General features: G+C 69.4%; 13 protein-coding genes, 1 tRNA gene and 1 pseudogene. 3 read left to right on the top strand and 12 right to left on the bottom strand.

All coding sequences use genetic code 11. The features are described from left to right. Window positions 1-23 precede the first annotated feature (23 nt). Both ACIBJG_RS37380 and ACIBJG_RS37385 read left to right on the top strand, forming a co-directional pair. A complete protein-coding gene (locus tag ACIBJG_RS37380; protein ID WP_399314631.1) occupies window positions 24-848 on the top strand; it encodes a DNA-formamidopyrimidine glycosylase family protein in 825 nt (274 codons plus the stop codon). Between the two features lie 145 nt (window positions 849-993). Further along, entirely contained in the window at window positions 994-1,758 is a 765-nt protein-coding gene (locus ACIBJG_RS37385) for an SDR family NAD(P)-dependent oxidoreductase (protein WP_399314633.1), read from the top strand. A gap of 175 nt (window positions 1,759-1,933) precedes the next feature. Here ACIBJG_RS37385 and ACIBJG_RS37390 read toward each other — a convergent pair. The 11 genes and pseudogenes from ACIBJG_RS37390 to ACIBJG_RS37440 all read right to left on the bottom strand — a co-directional run. Continuing rightward, window positions 1,934-2,188, bottom strand: a pseudogene (locus ACIBJG_RS37390) (hypothetical protein); the annotation flags it as partial. Between the two features lie 299 nt (window positions 2,189-2,487). Continuing rightward, window positions 2,488-2,682, bottom strand: coding sequence for a CsbD family protein (locus ACIBJG_RS37395; protein ID WP_399314634.1), 195 nt, complete (start codon window positions 2,680-2,682; stop codon window positions 2,488-2,490). A 105-nt stretch (window positions 2,683-2,787) separates the two neighbouring features. Further along, on the bottom strand, window positions 2,788-3,258 hold the full coding sequence (locus ACIBJG_RS37400; protein ID WP_148021271.1) for a Dps family protein: 471 nt from the start codon (window positions 3,256-3,258) through the stop codon (window positions 2,788-2,790). 285 nt (window positions 3,259-3,543) lie between these two features. Next, window positions 3,544-3,927: a helix-turn-helix domain-containing protein gene (locus tag ACIBJG_RS37405; RefSeq protein WP_148021270.1), complete on the bottom strand. Its 384-nt coding sequence runs from the start codon at window positions 3,925-3,927 to the stop codon at window positions 3,544-3,546. 109 nt (window positions 3,928-4,036) lie between these two features. Further along, window positions 4,037-4,546 carry a CinA family protein gene (locus ACIBJG_RS37410; RefSeq protein ID WP_399314636.1) on the bottom strand — a complete coding sequence of 170 codons (510 nt, stop codon included), beginning with the start codon at window positions 4,544-4,546 and terminating at the stop codon, window positions 4,037-4,039. Beyond that, window positions 4,543-5,355 (bottom strand): CDP-diacylglycerol--glycerol-3-phosphate 3-phosphatidyltransferase, encoded by an 813-nt coding sequence (gene pgsA, locus ACIBJG_RS37415; RefSeq protein WP_399314638.1) that lies wholly within the window; start codon window positions 5,353-5,355, stop codon window positions 4,543-4,545. Before pgsA ends, ACIBJG_RS37410 begins: the two co-directional genes overlap by 4 nt. Then, on the bottom strand, window positions 5,352-6,830 hold the full coding sequence (gene rimO / locus ACIBJG_RS37420; RefSeq protein ID WP_399314639.1) for a 30S ribosomal protein S12 methylthiotransferase RimO: 1,479 nt from the start codon (window positions 6,828-6,830) through the stop codon (window positions 5,352-5,354). Before rimO ends, pgsA begins: the two co-directional genes overlap by 4 nt. Before the next feature lie 134 nt (window positions 6,831-6,964). Then, on the bottom strand, window positions 6,965-7,765 hold the full coding sequence (locus tag ACIBJG_RS37425; RefSeq protein ID WP_399314641.1) for a helix-turn-helix domain-containing protein: 801 nt from the start codon (window positions 7,763-7,765) through the stop codon (window positions 6,965-6,967). 204 nt (window positions 7,766-7,969) lie between these two features. Beyond that, entirely contained in the window at window positions 7,970-10,744 is a 2,775-nt protein-coding gene (locus ACIBJG_RS37430; protein ID WP_399314643.1) for a DNA translocase FtsK, read from the bottom strand. 239 nt (window positions 10,745-10,983) lie between these two features. Further along, window positions 10,984-11,661 (bottom strand): two-component system response regulator, encoded by a 678-nt coding sequence (locus ACIBJG_RS37435; RefSeq protein ID WP_399314645.1) that lies wholly within the window; start codon window positions 11,659-11,661, stop codon window positions 10,984-10,986. Window positions 11,662-11,906: 245 nt separating this feature from the next. Then, the gene (locus tag ACIBJG_RS37440; protein ID WP_399314646.1) at window positions 11,907-17,390 is read right to left on the bottom strand and encodes a HAMP domain-containing protein; all 5,484 of its coding nucleotides are present in this window, start codon (window positions 17,388-17,390) and stop codon (window positions 11,907-11,909) included. Between the two features lie 413 nt (window positions 17,391-17,803). Between ACIBJG_RS37440 and ACIBJG_RS37445 the strand changes: the two genes are divergently transcribed. Continuing rightward, on the top strand, window positions 17,804-20,425 hold the full coding sequence (locus ACIBJG_RS37445; RefSeq protein ID WP_399314650.1) for a SpoIIE family protein phosphatase: 2,622 nt from the start codon (window positions 17,804-17,806) through the stop codon (window positions 20,423-20,425). 73 nt (window positions 20,426-20,498) lie between these two features. Here the strand turns inward: ACIBJG_RS37445 and ACIBJG_RS37450 are convergent. Further along, window positions 20,499-20,571 (bottom strand) — tRNA-Thr (locus ACIBJG_RS37450). Between the last annotated feature and the right edge of the window lie 251 nt (window positions 20,572-20,822).

Here is a 20,822-nt window from a genome sequence, read left to right on the forward strand (position 1 = left end):
CGCCAACCGCGCATCATGGACGTATGCCCGAAGGAGACACCGTCCTGCAGACCGCGAAGCGGCTGCACAGCGCGCTGGCCGGTCAGGTCCTCACCCGGTCCGATCTGCGCGTCCCACGGTTCGCCACCGCCGATCTCACCGGCCGGACGGTTGTCGACGTGTCCTCGCGCGGAAAGCATCTGCTGACCCGCATCGAGGGCGGTCTCACCCTGCACAGCCATCTGCGGATGGATGGTGCCTGGCGCGTCTACGCCCCCGCCGAACGCTGGCGGGGCGGCCCCTCCCACCAGATCCGCGCCATCCTGGCCAACACCACACACACCGCTGTCGGCTACCGCCTCCCCGTTCTCGAACTCCTGCGTACGAGGGACGAGGACCAGGCCGTCGGTCACCTGGGCCCGGACCTGCTGGGCCCGGACTGGGACGCCGCCACCGCGCTGCGCAATCTCCTGGCCGACCCCGCCCGCTCTCTCGGCGAGGCCCTTCTGGACCAACGCAACCTGGCCGGCATCGGCAACATCTACAAGTGCGAGCTCTGCTTCCTGGCCCGAGCCACCCCATGGCTCCCCGTCGGAGGACTGCCCGAACCCACGGCAGTCCTCCTGGTCAGCACGGCCAAGCAGCTCCTGGAAGCCAACCGTGACCGTCCGGTCCGCATCACCACCGGCGCCCACCCCCGGGCCGGCGCCGCCCTGGCGCCCCGTACCCGTCGCCCGAGCGAGAAGCTCTGGGTCTACGGCCGGACCCACCGCCCCTGTCTGCGCTGCGGGACACCGATCCGCGCGGCGGAGCAGGACGCCCGTCCCACCTACTGGTGCCCCCACTGCCAGACGGGCCCTACTCCCTAGGTCCTGTCTGGAGTTCCCCCGCGGCGTCACGGCGTCCGGTGCCGCCGCTCCTTCTCCCGCGCTGGAACTCCAGACAGGACCTAGCCGGCAACCCTTCACCGCACCACAGTTGACGCCCCATCAGAAGCAGTCGTACGGTCCGGTCATGCCTCTCGCCGCGTACGACCTCACCGGCCGCTCCGCGTTCGTCACCGGCGCCGCCGGCGGCATCGGCCGCGCCTCAGCCGTCCTGCTGGCGGAGGCGGGGGCCACCGTCCACTGCGCCGATCTCGACGAGAAGGGCCTTCTGGAGACCCTCGGCCTGATCACCGCCGCAGGTGGCGAAGCCCACACCCATCCGCTCGATGTCACCGACCGCAACCAGATCCGGGCCGCCGTCGCGACCGCCGGCGAACTGGACGTCCTGGCCGCCGTCGCAGGAATCATGCATACGAGCAGCGTCCTGGAGACCAGGGACGAGGACCTCGACCGCGTGCTCGCGGTCAACTTCAAGGGGGTTCTGTACGCCTGCCAGGAAGTGGCCCGCACGATGGTCGCGCGCAGCGCCCCCGGCTCCCTGATCACGATGGCCTCGGGCGCGGTCGACTCCGCGAGCCCGGGTCTGCTCTGCTACAGCGCGGCGAAGGCCGCCGTGGTCCAGCTGACCAAGACCCTGGCCACGGAGCTGGGACCGCACGGCATCCGGGTCAACGTGGTCGCCCCCGGCTGGATCCGCACCCCCATGACCGCCCGCCACGACGCGGAGCAGCAGAACCGGGCCGAGACCACGATGGCGCGCATTTCTCCGCTGGGCAGGGTCGGTGAGCCCGATGACGTCGCGCACACGGTGCTGCATCTGGCCTCGGACGCGTCCGCCTTCATGACCGGCCAGATCCTCCGCCCGAACGGCGGCGTCGCCATGCCCTGGTAGCGCGCCACGCCCTGCCGATGGACCAGGACCGCCGACCGGTACGCCAGAACGGGCCCTTCGCCCGGCCGGACAGGCCCCAAGCACGCCAGGACCGGCCGGGACCGCGCCACGACGGGCCGGATACGGCGCCCGGCACCGACGGACCGGACGCTGCGCCCGGCATCGACGAGCCGGATATCAGTGACTGCCAGGTCCGGCCCGCCTCACGCACACCCTCCGCACACCGCCGCAGCAGACCGGTCCCCGCGTCGAATATCCCGGTCGGGCGGACGGTCTCGGCCACATGCACGGGCAGGAGGCTGAGCCCCCAGCCACCCGCTGCGACCGCCCCCTCGACCGGCCCCGCCTGCGCCGGCTCCAGCACGAGCCGCAGTACGGCCCACCACCACACGCCACCGAGCACGAGCGCCGGCACCCATCGCCGCACCATGGCTGCCTCCTTCGGCCGAACCCTGGGCCTGTCGTTCGGAGCGTGCCGGGCCCGTGGGGCCCGTCCTGATCCGAACGGAAGACCCTAGCCCTGCCCGATCACCCCCGGGAGAGCGCACCGGCGCAGTACCGGCGCACACCACGCCCTCGCACGCCGTCACCGGCCTGTCGTCTGCCCCTTCTGCCCGCAGGAAGTCGGCAGGCAGTCCGCAGGGAACCCGCAGACTGCCGCATCACCGGGGCAGCTCTGTCCAGAGGGGAGCCCCCACCGCTTCCGGTGGGGGCTCCGCCGACTTCCGTTCAGTCCTTGTCGTCGCGGCCCAGGGAGTCCTTGAGGCCCTCGGCGCGCTCCTGGGCCTCACCCATGGCGCCCTTGGCCTTGCCCTTCGCCTGGTCCGTCTTGCCCTCGGACTCCATGCGCTTGTTGCCGGTCATCTTGCCCATGGCTTCCTTGGCCTTGCCGGCGACCTTGTCCTTGGCGCTCTCGTCGGTCATCACAACTCCTCGCGTCTTGCGGTCCGGCCTCCGCCCGCTACCGGGCAGGCCGGTTGGAATGGGGCCCGGCGTGGGAGAACCTGCCGGGTGGGTCGCAGTGCCCTGTCAGGCGCTCTCCGCCTGGAACATCCAGGCGTGCTTCTCGAGGTCTGCGGTCAGCGCGATGAGGATGTCCTGGCTGACCGGGTCGGGGTCGCCCGTCACCTCGATCCGCTCGCGCATCCGGCCGATCACGATGCCCAGGGCGTCGACCAGGGTCCGTACGGCGTCGACGTCCTTGACCCAGCCCTCGGGCACGGAGTCGATGGCCGTGGTCCTGGCGATCGTCCCCGACCGCCCGTCCGGATTGACGCCGACCGCGGAGGCTCGCTCGGCCACGGTGTCGGAGTGCTGGCGGGCGGTGTCGACGACCTCGTCGAGCTGAAGGTGCACGGACCGGAAACGAGGCCCGACCACGTTCCAGTGGACCTGCTTGGCCACCAAGGAGAGGTCGACAAGGTCCACGAGGGCTCCTTGCAGGGCCTCACCCACGGACTTGAGGTCGGTCTCGGACAGCGGGCTCTTCACCACAGACATGCACGTCTCCGATCTGGTATCCGTTCCGTTCAGCACCAACCACGATGGCACAAACGAAGCAAAACGGTCATCCGGGGAAGCGCTCGAAAGGATCGTTCCCCGGTCTCATCCATGCGCCTGCCCGCAGGACGCCCGCCAACACCCCGCACCGACGCCCGCCCGACCTCGATGAAGCCGATGGGCCGTCCCGGTCACGCCCCGCCCGTTGCCCGTGGACGCACCGGAGCCCCGGTCCGCCCCCTGAGGGGAGGACCGGGGCTCCGGTTTCACACCGAACCGAGCGGGTCAGGCGGCGACGACATCCACCGCTTCCGCAGGTGCCTTGATGGTCACCCGCCCCGTCGGTACACCCGTCACCGAGGAAACGGAGACGGAATTGAGCATGGGGCGCACCGGCACAGGTACCGGATCGCTGGCTGCCGCCGACTCGGCCAGTTCGGCCAGGGACAGCTCATCGCTCACTTCACGCATGAGCTCGGACATCCGTACATCAAGCGCGTCGCAAATGGCGGAGAGCAGTTCGGAGGATGCCTCCTTCTGCCCCCGCTCCACCTCGGAGAGATAGCCGAGCGAAACTCGGGCGGACGAGGAGACTTCGCGCAGAGTACGGCCTTGGCGCTGGCGCTGCCGACGCAGCACGTCACCAAGCAGGCGACGGAGCAGAATCATCGGTGGCTCCCTCCTCGGACCGCGTAGCCGCATCCTTCACGCCCCACCGTACCGCCTAGCGCTGCGGCCGTGCGGGGAGCGATGTCGTGTTCACTCAGGGCTGCAAACATCAATTCCCCCCGTTGTGTTCCGTATCCTGTGCGCTCGCGTACCCGCCGAGTTCGCCGGAGAGCAGTTCGAGCACGCTCCGTACGCTCTCTCTACGGATGTCCGCCCGTCCACCGTTCAACCGCAGCGCGGTCACTTTCCCGGCGTCACAGGGGCCGCAGACTGCGACGAAGACCGTTCCGACCGGTCGGCCGTCCTGCGGCTCGGGGCCCGCGACGCCGGTCGTCGCCGCTCCCCAGTCCGCGCCGAGCGCCCGGCGCACGCCCGCTGCCATCTGGTGCGCGACCTCGGCGTCAACTGCCCCGTGCGCCGCCAGAAGCTCCGCGTCCACGCCCAGGAGTTCACTCTTGAGGGGGGTCGCGTAAGCCGTCACCGACCCGCGGAAGGCCTGCGAGGCACCGGGAACGGACGTCAGCTCCGCCGCGACCAGGCCGCCGGTGAGCGACTCGGCGACGGCGAGGGTCTCGCCCCGCCCGACGAGCAGCCGCAGCACCTCGGCCGCGGCTGTCACCGCTCGGCCTCCGCGGCGCCACGGTTCCCGGAGACCCGCTCGCCGCCGCCGGTACCCTCGGAGACCGTCCCGGCGGTCTCGGCACCACGGGAGGCCCGCCCCTCGCCCTTGGCGCTCTCCAGAGCCGCCTCAGCGTTGTCGGCGGCCTCCTGGGCCACGGCCGCCCGCTCCGACACGAGCCCCTGGCGCCGCAGCACGACTGCCTGGCGCACGTAGTCCAGACCGGTGACGACCGTCAGCACGACGGCCACCGCCATCACCCAGAAGCGCAGCGTGGCCAGCGGACCGGTCAGCGCCAGGACGTACATCCCGACCGCCGTCCCCTGGGCCAGCGTCTTCATCTTCCCGCCCCTGCTGGCGGGAATCACACCGTGCCGGATCACCCAGAACCGCATCAGTGTGATGCCGAGTTCGCGGAAGAGGATCACACCCGTGACCCACCAGGGCAGGTCACCGAGATACGACAGACATATCAGCGCCGCGCCCATGATCGCCTTGTCGGCGATCGGGTCGGCAATCTTGCCGAAGTCCGTGACCAGGTCGTACTTACGCGCCAGATGCCCGTCGAACACGTCGGTGATCATCGCGACGGCGAACGCGGCCCAGGCGATGGAACGCCAGGCCGGGTCGTATCCGCCGTCGTGGAGCAGTAGCACGACGAAGCCGGGGACCAGCACCAGCCGCGCCATCGTGAGGAGATTGGCGATGTTCCACAGGCTGGCCTGATTGACGGCCGCAGCACCCAGTTTTCCGCCGCGGGCCGGCGTCGCGCCGGAACCACCTGCCGCGGATGCCGGGACTCCGGTCATCTGGCTACCTCCGCAAGTTCACAGCACTCGGCGACCAGGTCCACGCCTTCGGTGCCCACTACCTTTGCCTCGACCATACGGCCCGGGACAAGCCCCTCGCGTGTGGTGAAGAGGACCTGACCGTCCGTTTCGGGCGCCTGGTGGGCCGCTCTGCCCACGGCTCGCGACTCGTCCTCCGTGGGTTCGACCGACTCGACCAGCACCTGGAGCGACTCGCCGACGCGCTCCTCGGCCCGCTGCGAGGTCAGCTCCTCGGCCAGCTGCGAGATGTGCGCGAGGCGCTCGGCGATGGTGTCGGCGTCCAGCTTGTTCTCGTAGCCGACCGCCTCGGTGCCGTCCTCGTCGGAGTAGCCGAAGACGCCGATGGCGTCGAGGCGCGCGCCGGTGAGGAACCGTTCCAGCTCCGCCAGGTCCGCCTCGGTCTCGCCGGGGAAGCCCACGATGAAGTTGGACCGCGCACCGGCCTGCGGTGCCTTGCTCCGGATGGTGTGCAGGAGCTCCAGGAAGCTGTCGGTGTCACCGAAGCGCCGCATCGCGCGCAGCACGCCGGGGGCCGAGTGCTGGAACGACAGGTCGAAGTAGGGCGCGACCTTCGGCGTCGAGGTCAGTACGTCGATCAGACCGGGCCGCATCTCGGCGGGCTGCAGATAGCTGACCCGGATGCGCTCGATCCCCTCGACGTCCGCGAGCTCGGGAAGGAGTGTCTCCAGGAGGCGGATGTCGCCGAGGTCCTTGCCGTACGAGGTGTTGTTCTCGGAGACGAGCATGACCTCCTTCACGCCCTGCTCGGCCAGCCAGCGCGTCTCACCCAGGACGTCCGAGGGCCGGCGAGAGATGAAGGAGCCGCGGAAGGACGGGATGGCGCAGAAGGAGCAGCGGCGGTCGCAGCCCGAGGCCAGCTTCACGGAGGCGACGGGGCTGGTGCCCAGCCGGCGGCGCAGTGGCGCCCGCGGACCGGAGACCGGCGCGACTCCCTCCGGAAGATCGGCGGGGGCCGGTGAGCTCTCCTGGGCGTGGCCGGGCAGGGCCACGGCGGCGTCCTGGCGTTCGGCCGGGCTGATGGGAAGCAGCTTGCGGCGGTCGCGGGGGGTGTGGGAGGCGTGGATGCCGCCGTTGAGGATGGTCTGGAGGCGGTCGGAGATGTCTGCGTAGTCGTCGAATCCGAGGACTCCGTCCGCTTCCGGCAGGGCCTCGGCGAGGTCCTTGCCGTAGCGCTCGGCCATGCAGCCGACGGCGACGACGGCCTGGGTCCGGCCGTGGTCCTTCAGATCATTGGCTTCGAGCAGGGCATCGACGGAGTCCTTCTTGGCGGCCTCGACGAATCCACAGGTGTTGACCACGGCGACATCGGCATCGGAGGCATCCTCGACGAGCTCCCAGCCGTCCGCTGCCAAGCGGCCTGCGAGCTCCTCCGAGTCCACCTCGTTACGGGCGCAGCCAAGAGTGACAAGGGCGACGGTACGGCGTTCGGGCATGGGCTCAAGACTACTTTGTCCCGGCACTGGCCCCGCCGTGCAGGGTTCGGTCGTCACAGGGAGTGACAAAGGCGGCGAGCGCCCGGCGCGATGGCCGGGCGCTCGCCGCCCTGTGAACTGCCGGGTCCTGGAGGTCAGCCGACCTCGGGGTCACCCTTGGTGTACGAGAGCCGCTCGACCTGTCCGGGCTGGAACTGGTCCTCGACCTTCTTGCCGTTGACGAAGAGCTCGATCGATCCGGCGTTCCCGAGGACGAGGTCGACCCGCTCCTTGTCCTGGAACGTCTTCGTCTCGCCCTGCTGGAGGGTTCCGTCGAAGAGGGACCGGCCGTTGTGGTCCTTGGCGGAGATCCAGCTCTTGCCCTGGCTCGCGCTGAGCCTGACCGTCACCTTGTCCTGGGGCGCCGCGGCGATCGCGCTGTCCGAGGGGGCGGGCTTGGGATCGACGGGCTTGCTGGACGCCGGCTTGGGCGTGATCTTGTCGGACGTCGGGCCTTCGGCGACCTGGCCGGCGGTCGAGGGCTCGTCACCGCCCTTGAAGAAGGTGAAGCCGACGAATCCGACAACGGCCACGATGGCCGCGACCATGGCCGCGGTCCAGTTGGGCCGCCGGGGTTCGGAACGGATCCGCTCGGCTTCGAACAACGGAGCCGCCGGGGTGGGTGCGGGACGGCCGCCGTGCTCGGCGTCGTACTGCGAAACCAGCGGTTCCGGATCGGTGCCTACGGCACGTGCGAGCGTTCGGATATGGCCGCGGGCGTACACGTCGCCGCCGCAGCGGGAGAAGTCGTCCTCCTCGATCGCGTGCACGATGGGGATGCGCACCCGGGTGGACGTGCTGATCTCTTCGACCGTGAGACCTGCGGCGATACGAGCCTGCTGGAGCACTCGACCGATCGAAGGCCGGTCGTCTTCGGGGGAGTTGCCGATGGACACGGGGGCGCCTTTCGAGCGTGAGCCACCTGCTGGATGTTCAGTCTAGGGGGGGTACGAAAGGGTGGGGCAACCGGGAGGGAGGACTTTGTACGCCATCAGATTCGAACAGAGTCGGATTCGCCGGACCGCCCCGGGAAGGAACATCCTGCTGTTCCTCCCTTCAACTTGACGTACGGCCCGGCGAAACGGTTGCCCGCGAAACCCTTACGAACCGGTTTCCCCGCGGATCAGTGCCAACACCCCGTCGAGCTCGTCCGGTTTCACCATGACGTCGCGCGCCTTGGAGCCCTCGCTGGGACCGACGATGTTCCGCGACTCCATGAGGTCCATCAGCCGGCCGGCCTTCGCGAAACCCACCCGCAGCTTGCGCTGGAGCATCGAGGTGGATCCGAACTGGGTGGAGACGACCAGCTCAGCCGCCTGGCAGAGCAGATCGAGGTCGTCGCCGATGTCCTCGTCGATCTCCTTCTTCTGCTTCGTCCCGACCACCACGTCGTCGCGGAAGACGGGGGCCATCTGGTCCTTGCAGTGCTGGACGACCGCCGCGACCTCGTCCTCGGTGACGAAGGCGCCCTGCATACGCGTCGGCTTGTTCGCACCCATCGGCAGGAACAGCCCGTCACCCTTTCCGATGAGCTTCTCGGCTCCGGGCTGGTCGAGGATGACCCGGCTGTCGGCCAGCGACGAGGTTGCGAAGGCGAGCCGGGAAGGCACGTTCGCCTTGATCAGACCGGTGACGACGTCCACCGACGGGCGCTGGGTGGCGAGCACCAGATGGATACCGGCGGCGCGGGCCAGCTGAGTGATGCGGACGATCGAGTCCTCGACGTCCCGGGGGGCCACCATCATGAGATCGGCCAGCTCGTCGACGATCACCAGCAGGTACGGATACGGCGACAGCTCCCGCTCACTGCCCTCCGGCGTCTTGAGCTTGCCGGTGCGCACCGCGTGGTTGAAGTCGTCGATGTGCCGGTAGCCGAAGGCGGCGAGGTCGTCGTAGCGCAGGTCCATCTCGCGCACGACCCACTGAAGGGCCTCCGCGGCCTTCTTGGGGTTGGTGATGATCGGCGTGATCAGGTGCGGGATGCCCTCGTACGCGGTCAGCTCGACGCGCTTGGGGTCGACCAGCACCATCCGGACGTCCTCCGGAGTCGCCCTTATCATCACCGAGGTGATCAGGCAGTTGATGCAGGAGGACTTCCCGGAACCGGTCGCCCCGGCCACCAGGACGTGCGGCATCTTCGCGAGGTTCGCCATCTCGTAGCCGCCCTCGACGTTCTTGCCGAGCGCGACCAGCATCGGGTGGTCGTCCTCCGCCGCGTCCGCGAGTCGCAGCACGTCGCCGAGGTTGACCATCTCCCGGTCGGAGTTGGGGATCTCGATGCCCACGGCGGACTTCCCCGGGATCGGGGAGATGATCCGCACGTCGGGGCTGGCGACGGCGTACGCGATGTTCTTGGCGAGCGCCGTGATCCGCTCCACCTTCACGGCGGGCCCGAGCTCCACCTCGTACCGCGTCACCGTGGGACCGCGGGTGAAACCGGTGACGGCCGCGTCCACCTTGAACTCGGTGAAGACGTTGGTCAGGGACGCGACGATCGCGTCGTTGGCGGCGCTGCGGGTCTTGCCGGGGCCGCCGCGCTCCAGCAGGTCGAGCGAGGGCAGCGAGTAGGTGATGTCGCCGGAGAGCTGGAGTTGCTCGGCGCGGGGCGGCAGTGGCTGCGACTGCGACCGGTCGGGGGCCGGCTTGGTCAGGTCGGGCACGCCACCGGACGGCGAGGAGGCCTTCTCCCCCGGCCTCCGGGCCGGCTGCGCCTCCCTGGCGCCGGGCACCGGGGTGCCCGCGCGCTCGCGGTCCACCGAGACGCCCTGGGTGAGGTCGGCGACGACCGGCGAGGGCGGCATGCCGTTGAGCACCGCACCGTCCAGCGCGGCAGCCGCGGCGGCTGCGACGTCCACGGCGTCCATGGTGCGGTTCATCGCCGGCTGCACGGAGTGCCTGCGCGGCCTGCGGCGCTTGGAGAGCGCGTCGGTCTCCGCGCGGTCGGCGTCGTACTCCTCGGGCGTCTCGGAGCGGCGCACGGAGGAACGCCGCGAACGGGCGGGCAGCGACTCACGCCACTGCTCGTCGTACCGCTCGTCGTCGTCCTCGTCCAGTGCCTCCGGGTCGTACACCGGGTCGATGATTCCCAGCTTGGAACCGAGGAGCCGCAGCCGCTGCGGGATGGCGTTCACCGGGGTCGCCGTCACGACGAGCAGCCCGAAGACGGTCAGGAGCAGGAGCAGCGGTACGGCGAGCACCTCGCCCATGGTGAAGATCAGCGGTTTGGATGCGGCCCAGCCGATGAGGCCGCCCGCGTCCTGCATGGCTTCGGTGCCGTCCTCGCGTCCCGGCGCTCCGCACGCGATGTGGACCTGCCCGAGCACGCCGATGACCAGCGCGGAGAGCCCGATGACGATGCGGCCGTTGGCCTCGGGCTTCTCCGGATAGAGGATCAGCCGTACGGCTACCGCGCCCAGCAGTATCGGCACGAGGAGGTCGAGCCGGCCGAAGGCTCCGGTGACGAGCATCTCGACGAGGTCGCCGACCGGGCCGCGCAGGTTCGACCAGGTGCCCGCGGCGACGATCAGGGCGAGGCCGAGGAGGAGCAGCGCGACGCCGTCCTTGCGGTGGGCGGGGTCGAGGCCCTTGGCGCCGCGCCCTATGCCGCGGAACATCGCACCGACGGCGTGGGCCGCGCCGAGCCAGACGGCGCGCACCAGGCGGTACACACCGCCGGTGGGCGAGGGTGCCGGTTTGGGTGCGGCGGCCTTCTTGGCCACCGCCTTCTTCGCCGGTGCCCTCTTTGCGGGCGCTGTCTTCTTCGCCGCGGCCTTCTTGGCGGGCGCGGCTTTCTTCGCCGCACCCGGGCCACCGCCGACGCGCTTCGCGGTGCCCGCCGTGCCCTGGGAACCCTTGCCGGACGTACGTGAGGCCATGGGGCCGAGGTTACCGGTGTCTGCGGCAGTGAACACGTGCGCGTGCCGGTTCACCCGACCGTGTCGCCGTACGGCGGCCGCAAACTGACGCGCCCTCACCGGCCCCGGCCGTGAACACCGGGCGGCCGGGACGGTTCGAACCGGGGCACAACCGCCGAACGGCCGCGCCCTCCGGTCAGTTGACGCCTCGCGCCCCGAAGGGGCCTGACGGAGAGGGGCGGTACGTCCTCACGGCGCCGCTACGAGGGGAGGGCTGCGGGTCCGCCGCCGGTGCCGGGCTCCAACGCGTCCAGCGCCCGGCGCAGGCCGGTCAGCTTCCGTTCCAGGTGAGCGGCGGTGGCTACGGCCGCGGCGTCCGCCGACTCGTCGTCCAGCTGCTTGGAGAGGGCCTCGGCCTGCTCCTCGACCGCCGCGAGCCGTGCGGAGAGTTCGGCCAGCAGTCCGGCGGGCTCCTTCTCGTGGTTCGCGCCCCCGTGCCCGCTGCCCTCCAGCTGGAGCCGCAGCAGCGCCGCCTGCTCACGCAACTGGCAGTTCTTCATGTACAGCTCGACGAAGACCGACACCTTGGCGCGCAGCACCCAGGGGTCGAACGGCTTCGAGATGTAGTCCACCGCGCCGGCCGCGTAACCCCGGAAGGTGTGGTGCGGACCGTGGTTGATCGCGGTGAGAAAGATGATCGGGATGTCTCTGGTCCGCTCCCGCCGCTTGATGTGCGCCGCGGTTTCGAAACCGTCCATGCCCGGCATCTGGACATCCAGCAGAATGACCGCGAAGTCGTCCGTGAGCAGCGCTTTGAGCGCTTCCTCCCCTGACGATGCCCGCACCAGTGTCTGATCGAGCGCAGAGAGGATGGCCTCCAGCGCCAGCAGATTCTCCGGCCGGTCATCGACCAGGAGGATCTTGGCCTTCTGTACCATGGCCCGCCCTCCTCGCCCCGGAATTGCACCGGGCGCCGCCCCAGGGGACGGCTCCCTTACGCCGTCCGTCCTTGTGCCGGTCATGGTAGCCGCACCCCGCCCGTCACCACACCCTGTCACCGCGATGTCACTGTGCACACAGGAAAAACGCGGTGGGAGACCAGAAGGTTCCCCGGAAACCGCGCTCCCACACTCCTCCCGGCACGACCAGTCAACAAATCACGATCGATTCCCACAATTGACGATCACTCTCCGCGCATCCACTGCTCCATAACCGACAGAAGATGATCGGAATCGACTGGCTTGGTGACGTAGTCGGACGCTCCGGACTCGATCGCCTTCTCGCGGTCGCCCTTCATCGCCTTCGCGGTCAGCGCGATGATCGGCAGGCCGGAGAACTGCGGCATCCTGCGGATCGCCGAAGTCGTCGCGTAACCATCCATTTCCGGCATCATGATGTCCATCAGTACGACCGTCACATCGTCGTGCTGCTCCAGCACTTCGATCCCCTCGCGCCCGTTCTCCGCGTACAGCACCGAAAGGCCGTGCTGTTCCAGCACGCTGGTGAGCGCGAAGACGTTACGGATGTCGTCGTCGACGATCAGCACCTTCTCGCCGCCGAACCGGAACGTCCTGCGAACCTCGGGCTCCTCCTGGCCGCCGAGTGTCCACGGCTCCTGCGGGGACTGTTGTGCCGCCGGGGACGCCGCTCGCGGCGGCAGTGCGGGCTGCTGCCGCGCACCGCCCAGCGCCTTGCGCCGGCGCCTCAACAGCCCTGCCGTGCCACCCTGGTCGTGCCCGTTGCCCGGCATCCCGGAGGCCTCTCCGAAGGTCTGGAACCCCGGCCCGGGACTCTGCCCCGCTCCCTGGCCGGCCTCGGGCAGCCGGCCGCTCTCGACGGCCGCGCCGTGGACCTCGATGGGCCCGGGACCGATCTGCGGGTAACCCTGCGGCGGCAGTTCGCTCGGGTGCAACGGCAGATACAGCGTGAACGTCGAGCCGCGGCCGGGCTCGCTCGCCGCGTGGATCTCGCCACCCAGCAGCCGTGCGATCTCCCGGCTGATGGAGAGACCGAGGCCTGTGCCGCCGTACTTGCGGCTGGTCGTGCCGTCCGCCTGCTTGAACGCCTCGAAGATCACCAGCATCTTGCTGGACGCGATCCCGATACCGGTGTCGGTCACCGAGAAGGCGATCAGATCTGCGTCGGCATCCCGCAGCGAACCGGCTTCCAGCAACTGCTCACGGATGGCGTTCGGCACTTCGGCACCGGCGTGCCGGATCACCAGCTCGACGGCGCCGCTGTCGGTGAACTTCACCGCGTTGGAGAGCAGATTGCGCAGCACCTGAAGCAGCCGCTGTTCGTCGGTGTGCAGCGTGGCCGGCAGTTCCGGCGACACCCGTACGGAGAAGTCCAGTCCCTTTTCCGCGGTGAGCGGCCGGAACGTCGCCTCCACGTAGTCGACCAGTTGAACGAGCGCGATCCGGGTCGGGCTGACGTCCATCTTGCCCGCCTCGACCTTCGACAGATCGAGGATGTCGTTGATCAGCTGGAGCAGATCGGAACCGGCACCGTGGATCGTCTCGGCGAATTCCACCTGCTTCGGCGACAGATTGCCCTCGGCGTTGTCCGCCAGCAGCTTGGCCAGAATGAGCAGCGAGTTGAGCGGCGTCCGCAACTCGTGCGACATGTTCGCCAGGAACTCCGACTTGTAACGCATGGAGACGGCCAGCTGTTCGGCGCGTTCCTCCAGGACCTGGCGCGCCTCCTCGATCTCGGTGTTCTTGACCTCGATGTCGCGGTTCTGCTGGGCCAGCAGCTCGGCCTTCTCCTCCAGTTCGGCATTGGACGCCTGAAGGGCCTTCTGCCGGTTCTCCAGCTCCTGCGACCGGTCGCGCAACTGCTCGGTGAGCTCCTGCGACTGCTCCAGCAGCTTCTCGGTCGTGGTGTTGACACTGATCGTGTTGACGCTCGTGGCGATCATCTCGGCGAGCTGGTTGAGGAAGTCCCGCTGGATGTGGGTGAACGGCTGGAACGAGGCCAGTTCGATCACCCCGAGGACCTTGCCCTCGAAGAGCACCGGCAGCACGATCACGTGCGCCGGCGGCGCCTCGCCGAGACCGGAGGAGATCTTCAGGTACCCCGGCGGCACGTTGTCCACCTGGATCGTCCGCTTCTCCTCGGCCGCCGTGCCGATGAGCGTCTCCCCGGGGCGGAAGGACGTCGGCATGGAGCCCGCCGAGTAGCCGTAGCTGCCGCGCATACGGAGCTCGTACGCGCCCTCCCTGTCGCCCTCCGCACCCAGCGCGTCGGCGCCCCCGGTCGCCATGGCGAGGAAGAAGGCGCCGTGCTGCGCGGAGACGACCGGCGTCAGCTCACTCATGATCAGCGAGGCCACGTCGTCCAGATCGCGACGCCCCTGCATCAGGCCGGAGATCCGCGCGAGGTTGCCCTTGAGCCAGTCCTGTTCCTTGTTCGTGGCGGTCGTGTCGCGCAGGTTCGCGATCATCGTGTTGATGTTGTCCTGCAGGGCCTGGATCTCGCCCGCCGCGTCCACATCGATCTTGAGATTGAGATCGCCGCGGGTCACCGCGGTGGCGACGGCCGCGATGGCGCGCACCTGACGGGTCAGGTTCCCGGCCATCTCGTTCACCGACTCGGTGAGGTCGCGCCAGGTCCCGTCCACGTCCCGGACCCGCGCCTGGCCGCCCAGCTGCCCCTCGGTGCCCACCTCACGCGCCACCCGGGTCACCTGGTCGGCGAACGAGGACAGCTGGTCGACCATCGTGTTGATGGTGTTCTTCAGCTCCAGGATCTCGCCGCGGGCATCGATGTCGATCTTCTTGGTGAGATCGCCCTTGGCGATGGCCGTGGTGACGGTGGCGATCTGGCGCACCTGCCCGGTCAGATTGGACGCCATCGAGTTCACGGACTCGGTGAGGTCCTTCCACGTACCGGAGACGCCGGGGACGCGCGCCTGGCCGCCCAGTTCGCCTTCCGTGCCCACCTCGCGGGCGACTCGCGTCACCTCATCGGCGAACGACGACAGGGTCGTCACCATCGTGTTGACGGTGTCGGCCAGCTCGGCGACCTCGCCGCGCGCCTCGACGGTGACCTTCTTCGTCAGGTCCCCGTTGGCGACCGCGGACGAGACCCGGGAGATGTTCCGCACCTGACTGGTCAGGTTGTTGGCCATCAGGTTGACGTTCTCGCTGAGGTCCTTCCAGATGCCCGTGGCACCGCGCACCCGGGCCTGACCGCCGAGGATGCCCTCGGTACCCACCTCACGGGCCACCCGGGTCACCTCGTCACCGAAGTTCATCAGCTGGTCGACCATCGTGTTGACCGTCGTCACCAGTTCGAGGATCTCGCCCTTGGCGTCGACGGTGATCTTCTTGGAGAGATCACCGTTGGCGACCGCGGTGGTGACCTCGGCGATGTTGCGCACCTGAAGAGTCAGGTTGTTCGCCATGCCGTTGACGGACTGAGTGAGGTCCTTCCACGTACCGGACACGCCCTGCACCTCGGCCTGACCGCCGAGAATGCCTTCCGTGCCCACCTCACGGGCGACCCGGGTCACCTGCTCCGCGAAGTTCGACAGCTGGTCGACCATCGTGTTGAGGGTGTTCTTCAGCTCCAGGATCTCGCCGCGCGCGTCCACGTCGATCTTCTGCGACAGATCACCCCGCGCCACCGCCGTGGCGACCTGCGCGATGTTACGGACCTGAGCGGTGAGGTTCCCGGCCATGCCGTTCACCGAATCGGTCAGATCGCGCCACACACCGGCCACGCCCGGCACCTGGGCCTGACCGCCGAGACGCCCGTCCGTGCCCACCTCGCGGGCCACCCGGGTCACCTGCTCGGCGAAGGCGGAGAGCTGGTCGACCATCGTGTTGATGGTGTTCTTCAGCTCCAGGATCTCGCCGCGCGCGTCCACGTCGATCTTCTGCGACAGATCACCCCGCGCCACCGCCGTGGTCACCTGGGCGATCTGGCGCACCTGGGACGTCAGGTTCCCCGCCATGAAGTTGACGGAGTCGGTGAGCTCCTTCCACGTACCGGAGACACCGTCGACCCGCGCCTGACCGCCGAGGCGGCCCTCCGTGCCCACGTCCCGCGCCATGCGCGTCACCTGGTCGGCGAAGGAGGACAACTGCGCCACCATCGTGTTGACGGTGTTCTTCAGCTCCAGCATCTCGCCGGCCACGTCGACGGTGACCTTCTGCGACAGATCACCGTTGGCGACCGCGGTCGTCACCTGCGCGATGTCACGCACCTGACCCGTCAGGTTCCGGAAAGCCGTGTTCACGGAGTCCGTGAGGTCCTTCCACGTACCCGCCGCGCCAGGCACCTCGGCCTGCCCGCCCAGCCGGCCCTCGACGCCGACCTCCCGGGCCACCCGGGTCACTTCCGAACCGAAGGACTGGAGCTGGTCGACCATCGTGTTGACGGTGTTCTTCAGCTCCAGCATCTCGCCGGCCACGTCGACGGTGACCTTCTGCGTCATGTCGCCGCTGGCGACCGCCGTGGTCACCTGGGCGATGTCGCGCACCTGGGTCGTCAGGTTGCGGAAGACGGTGTTCACCGAGTCGGTGAGGTCCTTCCAGGTACCCGCGGCACCCGGCACCTGCGCCTGGCCGCCGAGCAGCCCCTCGCCGCCGACCTCGCTGGCCACACGGGTGACCTCGTCCGCGAAGGTGCGCAGCGTCTCGGTCATCTGGTTGATCGTCTCGGCGAGCTGCGCGACCTCGCCGCGGGCGCTCACCCGGACCTTCTGCGACAGATCACCGTTGGCGACCGCCGTCGTCACCTCCGCGATGCCGCGCACCTGGGAGGTGAGGTTGCCCGCCATCGTGTTGACGGAGTCGGTCAGGTCCTTCCAGACCCCGGCCACACCCGGCACCGTCGCCTGCCCGCCCAGCTCACCCTCGGTACCCACCTCACGGGCGACGCGGGTCACCTCGGAGGAGAACGAGGACAGCTGGTCGACCATCGTGTTGACGGTGTTCTTCAGCTGGGCCATCTCGCCGGCCACATGGACGGTGACCTTCCGCGACAGATCGCCCTTGGCCACCGCCGTCGTCACCAGGGCGATGTCGCGCACCTGCGCGGTCAGCCGGTACGCCATGGTGTTCACGGAGTCCGTGAGGTCCTTCCAGGACCCGGACATCCCGCGCACCTGGGCCTGGCCGCCCAGCTTGCCCTCGGTGCCCACCTCGACCGCGACCCGCGTCACCTGCTCGGTGAACGCCGACAGCTGGTCGACGAGGTTGTTGACCGTACGGGCGACCTTCAGGAACTCGCCGCGCAGCGGCCGTACCGTCTCGTCCGCCGTGTGCGAACGCAGCTCCATCCGCTGCTCGAGGTCACCGTCGGCCACCGCCGACAGCACCCGCCCGACCTCCGAGACCGGACGCGCGAGATCATCGACCAGCTCGTTGGACGCGTCGATCGCAGCGGCCCAGGAACCCTCGCAGGCGCCCGTCTCCAGCCGCTCGGTGAGCTTTCCCTCCCGGCCGACCACACGCCGCACGCGCGCGAGCTCACCCGTGAGATGCACGTTGCGGTCGGCGACCTCGTTGAAGACCGCCGCGAGTTCCGCCATGACACCGTCGCCGGAGACGGTCACACGCCTGCGGAAGTTCCCGTCACGCATGGCCACCAGACCGGACAGCAGTCTGTTGAGTGCCGCGGCGTCGACCTCGACGGTTCCATTGCGCTGCTTCTTCACGGGCTGTCCGCCTTTACTGCGCGTGCCTGTTCCCCGCGCCGCCACGTCAGACTCCACCGTGTCCCTCCCGCAGGGGTTGACCGAATCGCTCGGGCCTTGTCCGAGAGCTTGCCCAGATCCTCTATGGCTCACCGCCACAGCCCACCGTCGACGGGTGACCATGCGGACGTCAAATCGTTGAAACGTACCAGGCCGGAACCGGTCGGGGTGGAACCTCCCATGGTTGTCCCACATCCCTCCATGGGGAAGCCCACACTTGTCCGGTCACAGGCCTGTTCCTGCCCGTCCTTGCCCGAACCCGGCCCTCGTGTATCCGGTACCTGCACGGAGCGTCTAGCCTGGCAGGCGAATCGAAGCGGCGAGAAACGGGCACAGGACTCGGGGAAGCGACGAGACACCAAATGGGGAGTGCTGTGATCACGGCGCGCGCGGCTGCCACCTTCGACCCGGTGGGGCGCTCCGTCGCGACGGCCCGCGCCTTCGTGCGGGACACCCTCCAGGGGTGGGGGTACACCGATGTCGTCGACGACGCCGTCGTCCTCACCAGCGAGCTCGTCACGAACGCGGTCGTCCACGCGGGCACAGCGGCGGACGTGCTCTGCCTGCGCACGGACGAGGGTGTACGGGTCGAGGTCTCCGACCACTATCCGGAACGCGAGATCCCGCTCCAGTCGACCGGACTGGACTTCGGCAGTCCCGACCGGGAGGGCGGCCGCGGCCTCCTCCTGTGCGCGGCACTCGCGTCCCGGTGGGGAGTCGAGTACTCCCCCACGCACAAACATGTCTGGTTCCAGCTCGATCTCCCCGACCGCCCGGTGGGCATCCGCTCAGCGGGCCCGCTGCTCCCGGTGGGCCTGCTCCCCGTCACCGACGAACGGGTCAGGGTCGCCGTCGTCCAGATCGACAGCTCGGGCTCCATCGCTGCGTGGAACGACGACGCCTCCTATCTGTTCGGGCACTCGGCGGAGCAGGTCACCGGCAAGCAGTTCACCGACTTCACCGCGTGGCCGCAGACCCCCGGCACCAACACCGGCATCGCCGACGCGCTGCGCCTCTCCCGCTGGGAGGGCAGCTACGGCATCCGGGCCGCCGACGGCCGCACGATCCCGGTCTACGGCTCCCACCTGCGCGTCAGGGACACCGAGGGCGAGCCCTCGACGGTGTGCCTCCTGGTGCGCGACTACGAACGCGCCGTACTCCAGTCACCGGTACGCACTCCGGTCTCCGACGCGAACACCGAGAGCCGCACGACGGACCCCTTCGAGGTCTTCATCGGCTCCCCCGCCCCGGACGACCTCGACGGGCTGCTCCAGCGCACCGTCGAGCGGGCCCGCGACATGCTCGACGCCGACGCGGCCTTCCTGCTGCTGGCGACGGACGACGAGACCGAACTGGAGGTACGGGCCACGACTGGCCTGCCCTCCGCCCGGCAGCGCTTCGCCCGCGTGCCCGTCGAGGCCGGCACCGGCCGGTACGGCTCCGCACGCATGCCCGCCGTCCATGAGGATCTCGACGCAGTGCCCGGCGCCGTCCCGCTGCTCGCCGACACGGGCATGCGCTCGGTCGTCACGGTCCCGCTGAAGGTCGAGGGCCGCCTGACGGGCTCCCTGGGCGTCGCGGCCGAAGCCGCCGGCCGGTACTCGAACGAAGAGGCCCTGCGCCTCCAGTTCGCCGCCGACCGCATCGCCCTGGCCGTCGAGTCCGCCCGTCTGGGAGAGCTGGAACGGCTGCGCCGCGGCTCGCTCTCCTTCCTCGTCGAGGCTTCCGACCTGCTGGCCGGCACGCTCGACCGGGACCAGACACTCGCCCTCATGGCGCAGATGACCGTCCCCACCCTGGCCGCGTGGTGCGCCGTCTACACGATCGCCGACCAGTCCTCGGATCCGTACCTCTCGTACGTTCTGCACGAGGACGAGGAGCGCATCGACGGCCTCAAGGCCCTGCTCTCCAAGATCTCCCCGCCGGACCCGGTGCCGACGCCCGGCGCCCGTATCTGGTCCGCACCGTCCGAGGCCGCGCACGAGGCAGCCCTGCGCACCTCTATGCGGAGCATCGGCCTCGGTGACCCCGGAGGGCTCGGAGCCGGCATCCGTACGACACTCGCCACCGCGGCCGCGGTGGGCGGGGAGACCGTGGTCCTCCCGCTTGTCGCCCGTAACCGGGTCATCGGCATGCTCACACTCGGTAAGCCGTCCGACGACCACTTCCGCCAGGAAATCCTGGAACTGGCCGAGGACCTGTCCCGCCGTGCCGCCTTGGCGCTGGACAACGCCCGTCTGTACTCGGAGCGCACGGCGATCAGCCAGTCCCTCCAGCGCAGCCTGCTGCCCCCGGGCCTGCCCGACGTCCCCAACGTCGAGATCGAGGTCATCTACCGGGCGGCCGGTGAGGGCAACGAGGTGGGCGGCGACTTCTACGACGTCTTCCCGATCCGCGACGGCGCCTACGGTTTCGCCATCGGCGACGTCTGCGGTACGGGCCCGGAGGCCGCGGCCGTCACGGGTCTGGCCCGGCATGCCCTGCGCCTCCTCGCCCGCGAGGGCTTCGGCGGCCCCGCCGTCCTGGAGCGGCTCAACGCCGCCATCCTCGACGAGGGCGCCCGGAGCCGCTTCCTGACCCTTCTGTACGGGGAGTTGTGGCCCCAGGAGGACGGCAGCGCGCTCCTGAAGGTGGTCTGCGCCGGGCACCCGTTGCCGCTGCGCCTGCGCCAGGACGGCTCGGTCGAGGCGGCCGCGGAACCGCAGCCCCTGCTCGGCGTCATCGAGGACCTGGAGTTGTACGAGCAGACGGTGACCCTGAACCCGGGCGACGTCCTGCTGTGTGTGACCGACGGTGTCACCGAACGCCGGGAGGGCGCCCGCATGCTCGGTGACGACGGCCTGGCGGACGTACTGGCCAACTGCACGGGGCTGACGGCCGGCGCGGTGGCGGCGCGCATTCTGCGAGCGGTCGAGCGATTCGCCGCCGAGCCGGCCTCGGACGACATGGCCATCCTCGCGATGCGCGTCCCCGAGCCACCGGCCGCCGCTGTATAGCTCCGGACAGTCCGGAATACCTCCGGATAAGCGAAAGGCCCCCGCCACTTGGCGGGGGCCTTTCGTTTGTCTGAGCCCCAATGCGGAATCGAACCGCAGACCTTCTCCTTACCATGGAGACGCTCTACCGACTGAGCTATTGGGGCCTTGCTGCCCTGCGGCAACGAGCTAAAGCATACCCTGAACTGGGGGGTGTGCAAAACCGCCTGTCGCACCGTCACGACCCGGTCCACCAGCGGCGTTCCGACGCCACCCCTCCCCCTGGCGAACCGCACCACCCCGGCCAGGAGCGCCGGCGAGCGGGTCGGGAACGCAGAAAAGCCCCGTGCCACAAGGGCACGGGGCTTTCTACAATAATTGTTCGGCGGCGTCCTACTCTCCCACAGGGTCCCCCCTG

This window comes from Streptomyces sp. NPDC050422 (assembly GCF_044458665.1).
GTDB lineage: Bacteria > Actinomycetota > Actinomycetes > Streptomycetales > Streptomycetaceae > Streptomyces.

Coding starts and splice junctions, on each gene's coding strand:
- ACIBJG_RS37395 (WP_399314634.1), bottom strand. CDS start 2,682: ATGACCGACGAGAGCGCCAAGGACAAGGTCGCCGGCAAGGCCAAGGAA.
- rimO (WP_399314639.1), bottom strand. CDS start 6,830: ATGCCCGAACGCCGTACCGTCGCCCTTGTCACTCTTGGCTGCGCCCGT.
- ACIBJG_RS37400 (WP_148021271.1), bottom strand. CDS start 3,258: ATGTCTGTGGTGAAGAGCCCGCTGTCCGAGACCGACCTCAAGTCCGTG.
- pgsA (WP_399314638.1), bottom strand. CDS start 5,355: ATGACCGGAGTCCCGGCATCCGCGGCAGGTGGTTCCGGCGCGACGCCG.
- ACIBJG_RS37380 (WP_399314631.1), top strand. CDS start 24: ATGCCCGAAGGAGACACCGTCCTGCAGACCGCGAAGCGGCTGCACAGC.
- ACIBJG_RS37405 (WP_148021270.1), bottom strand. CDS start 3,927: ATGATTCTGCTCCGTCGCCTGCTTGGTGACGTGCTGCGTCGGCAGCGC.
- ACIBJG_RS37430 (WP_399314643.1), bottom strand. CDS start 10,744: ATGGCCTCACGTACGTCCGGCAAGGGTTCCCAGGGCACGGCGGGCACC.
- ACIBJG_RS37435 (WP_399314645.1), bottom strand. CDS start 11,661: ATGGTACAGAAGGCCAAGATCCTCCTGGTCGATGACCGGCCGGAGAAT.
- ACIBJG_RS37385 (WP_399314633.1), top strand. CDS start 994: ATGCCTCTCGCCGCGTACGACCTCACCGGCCGCTCCGCGTTCGTCACC.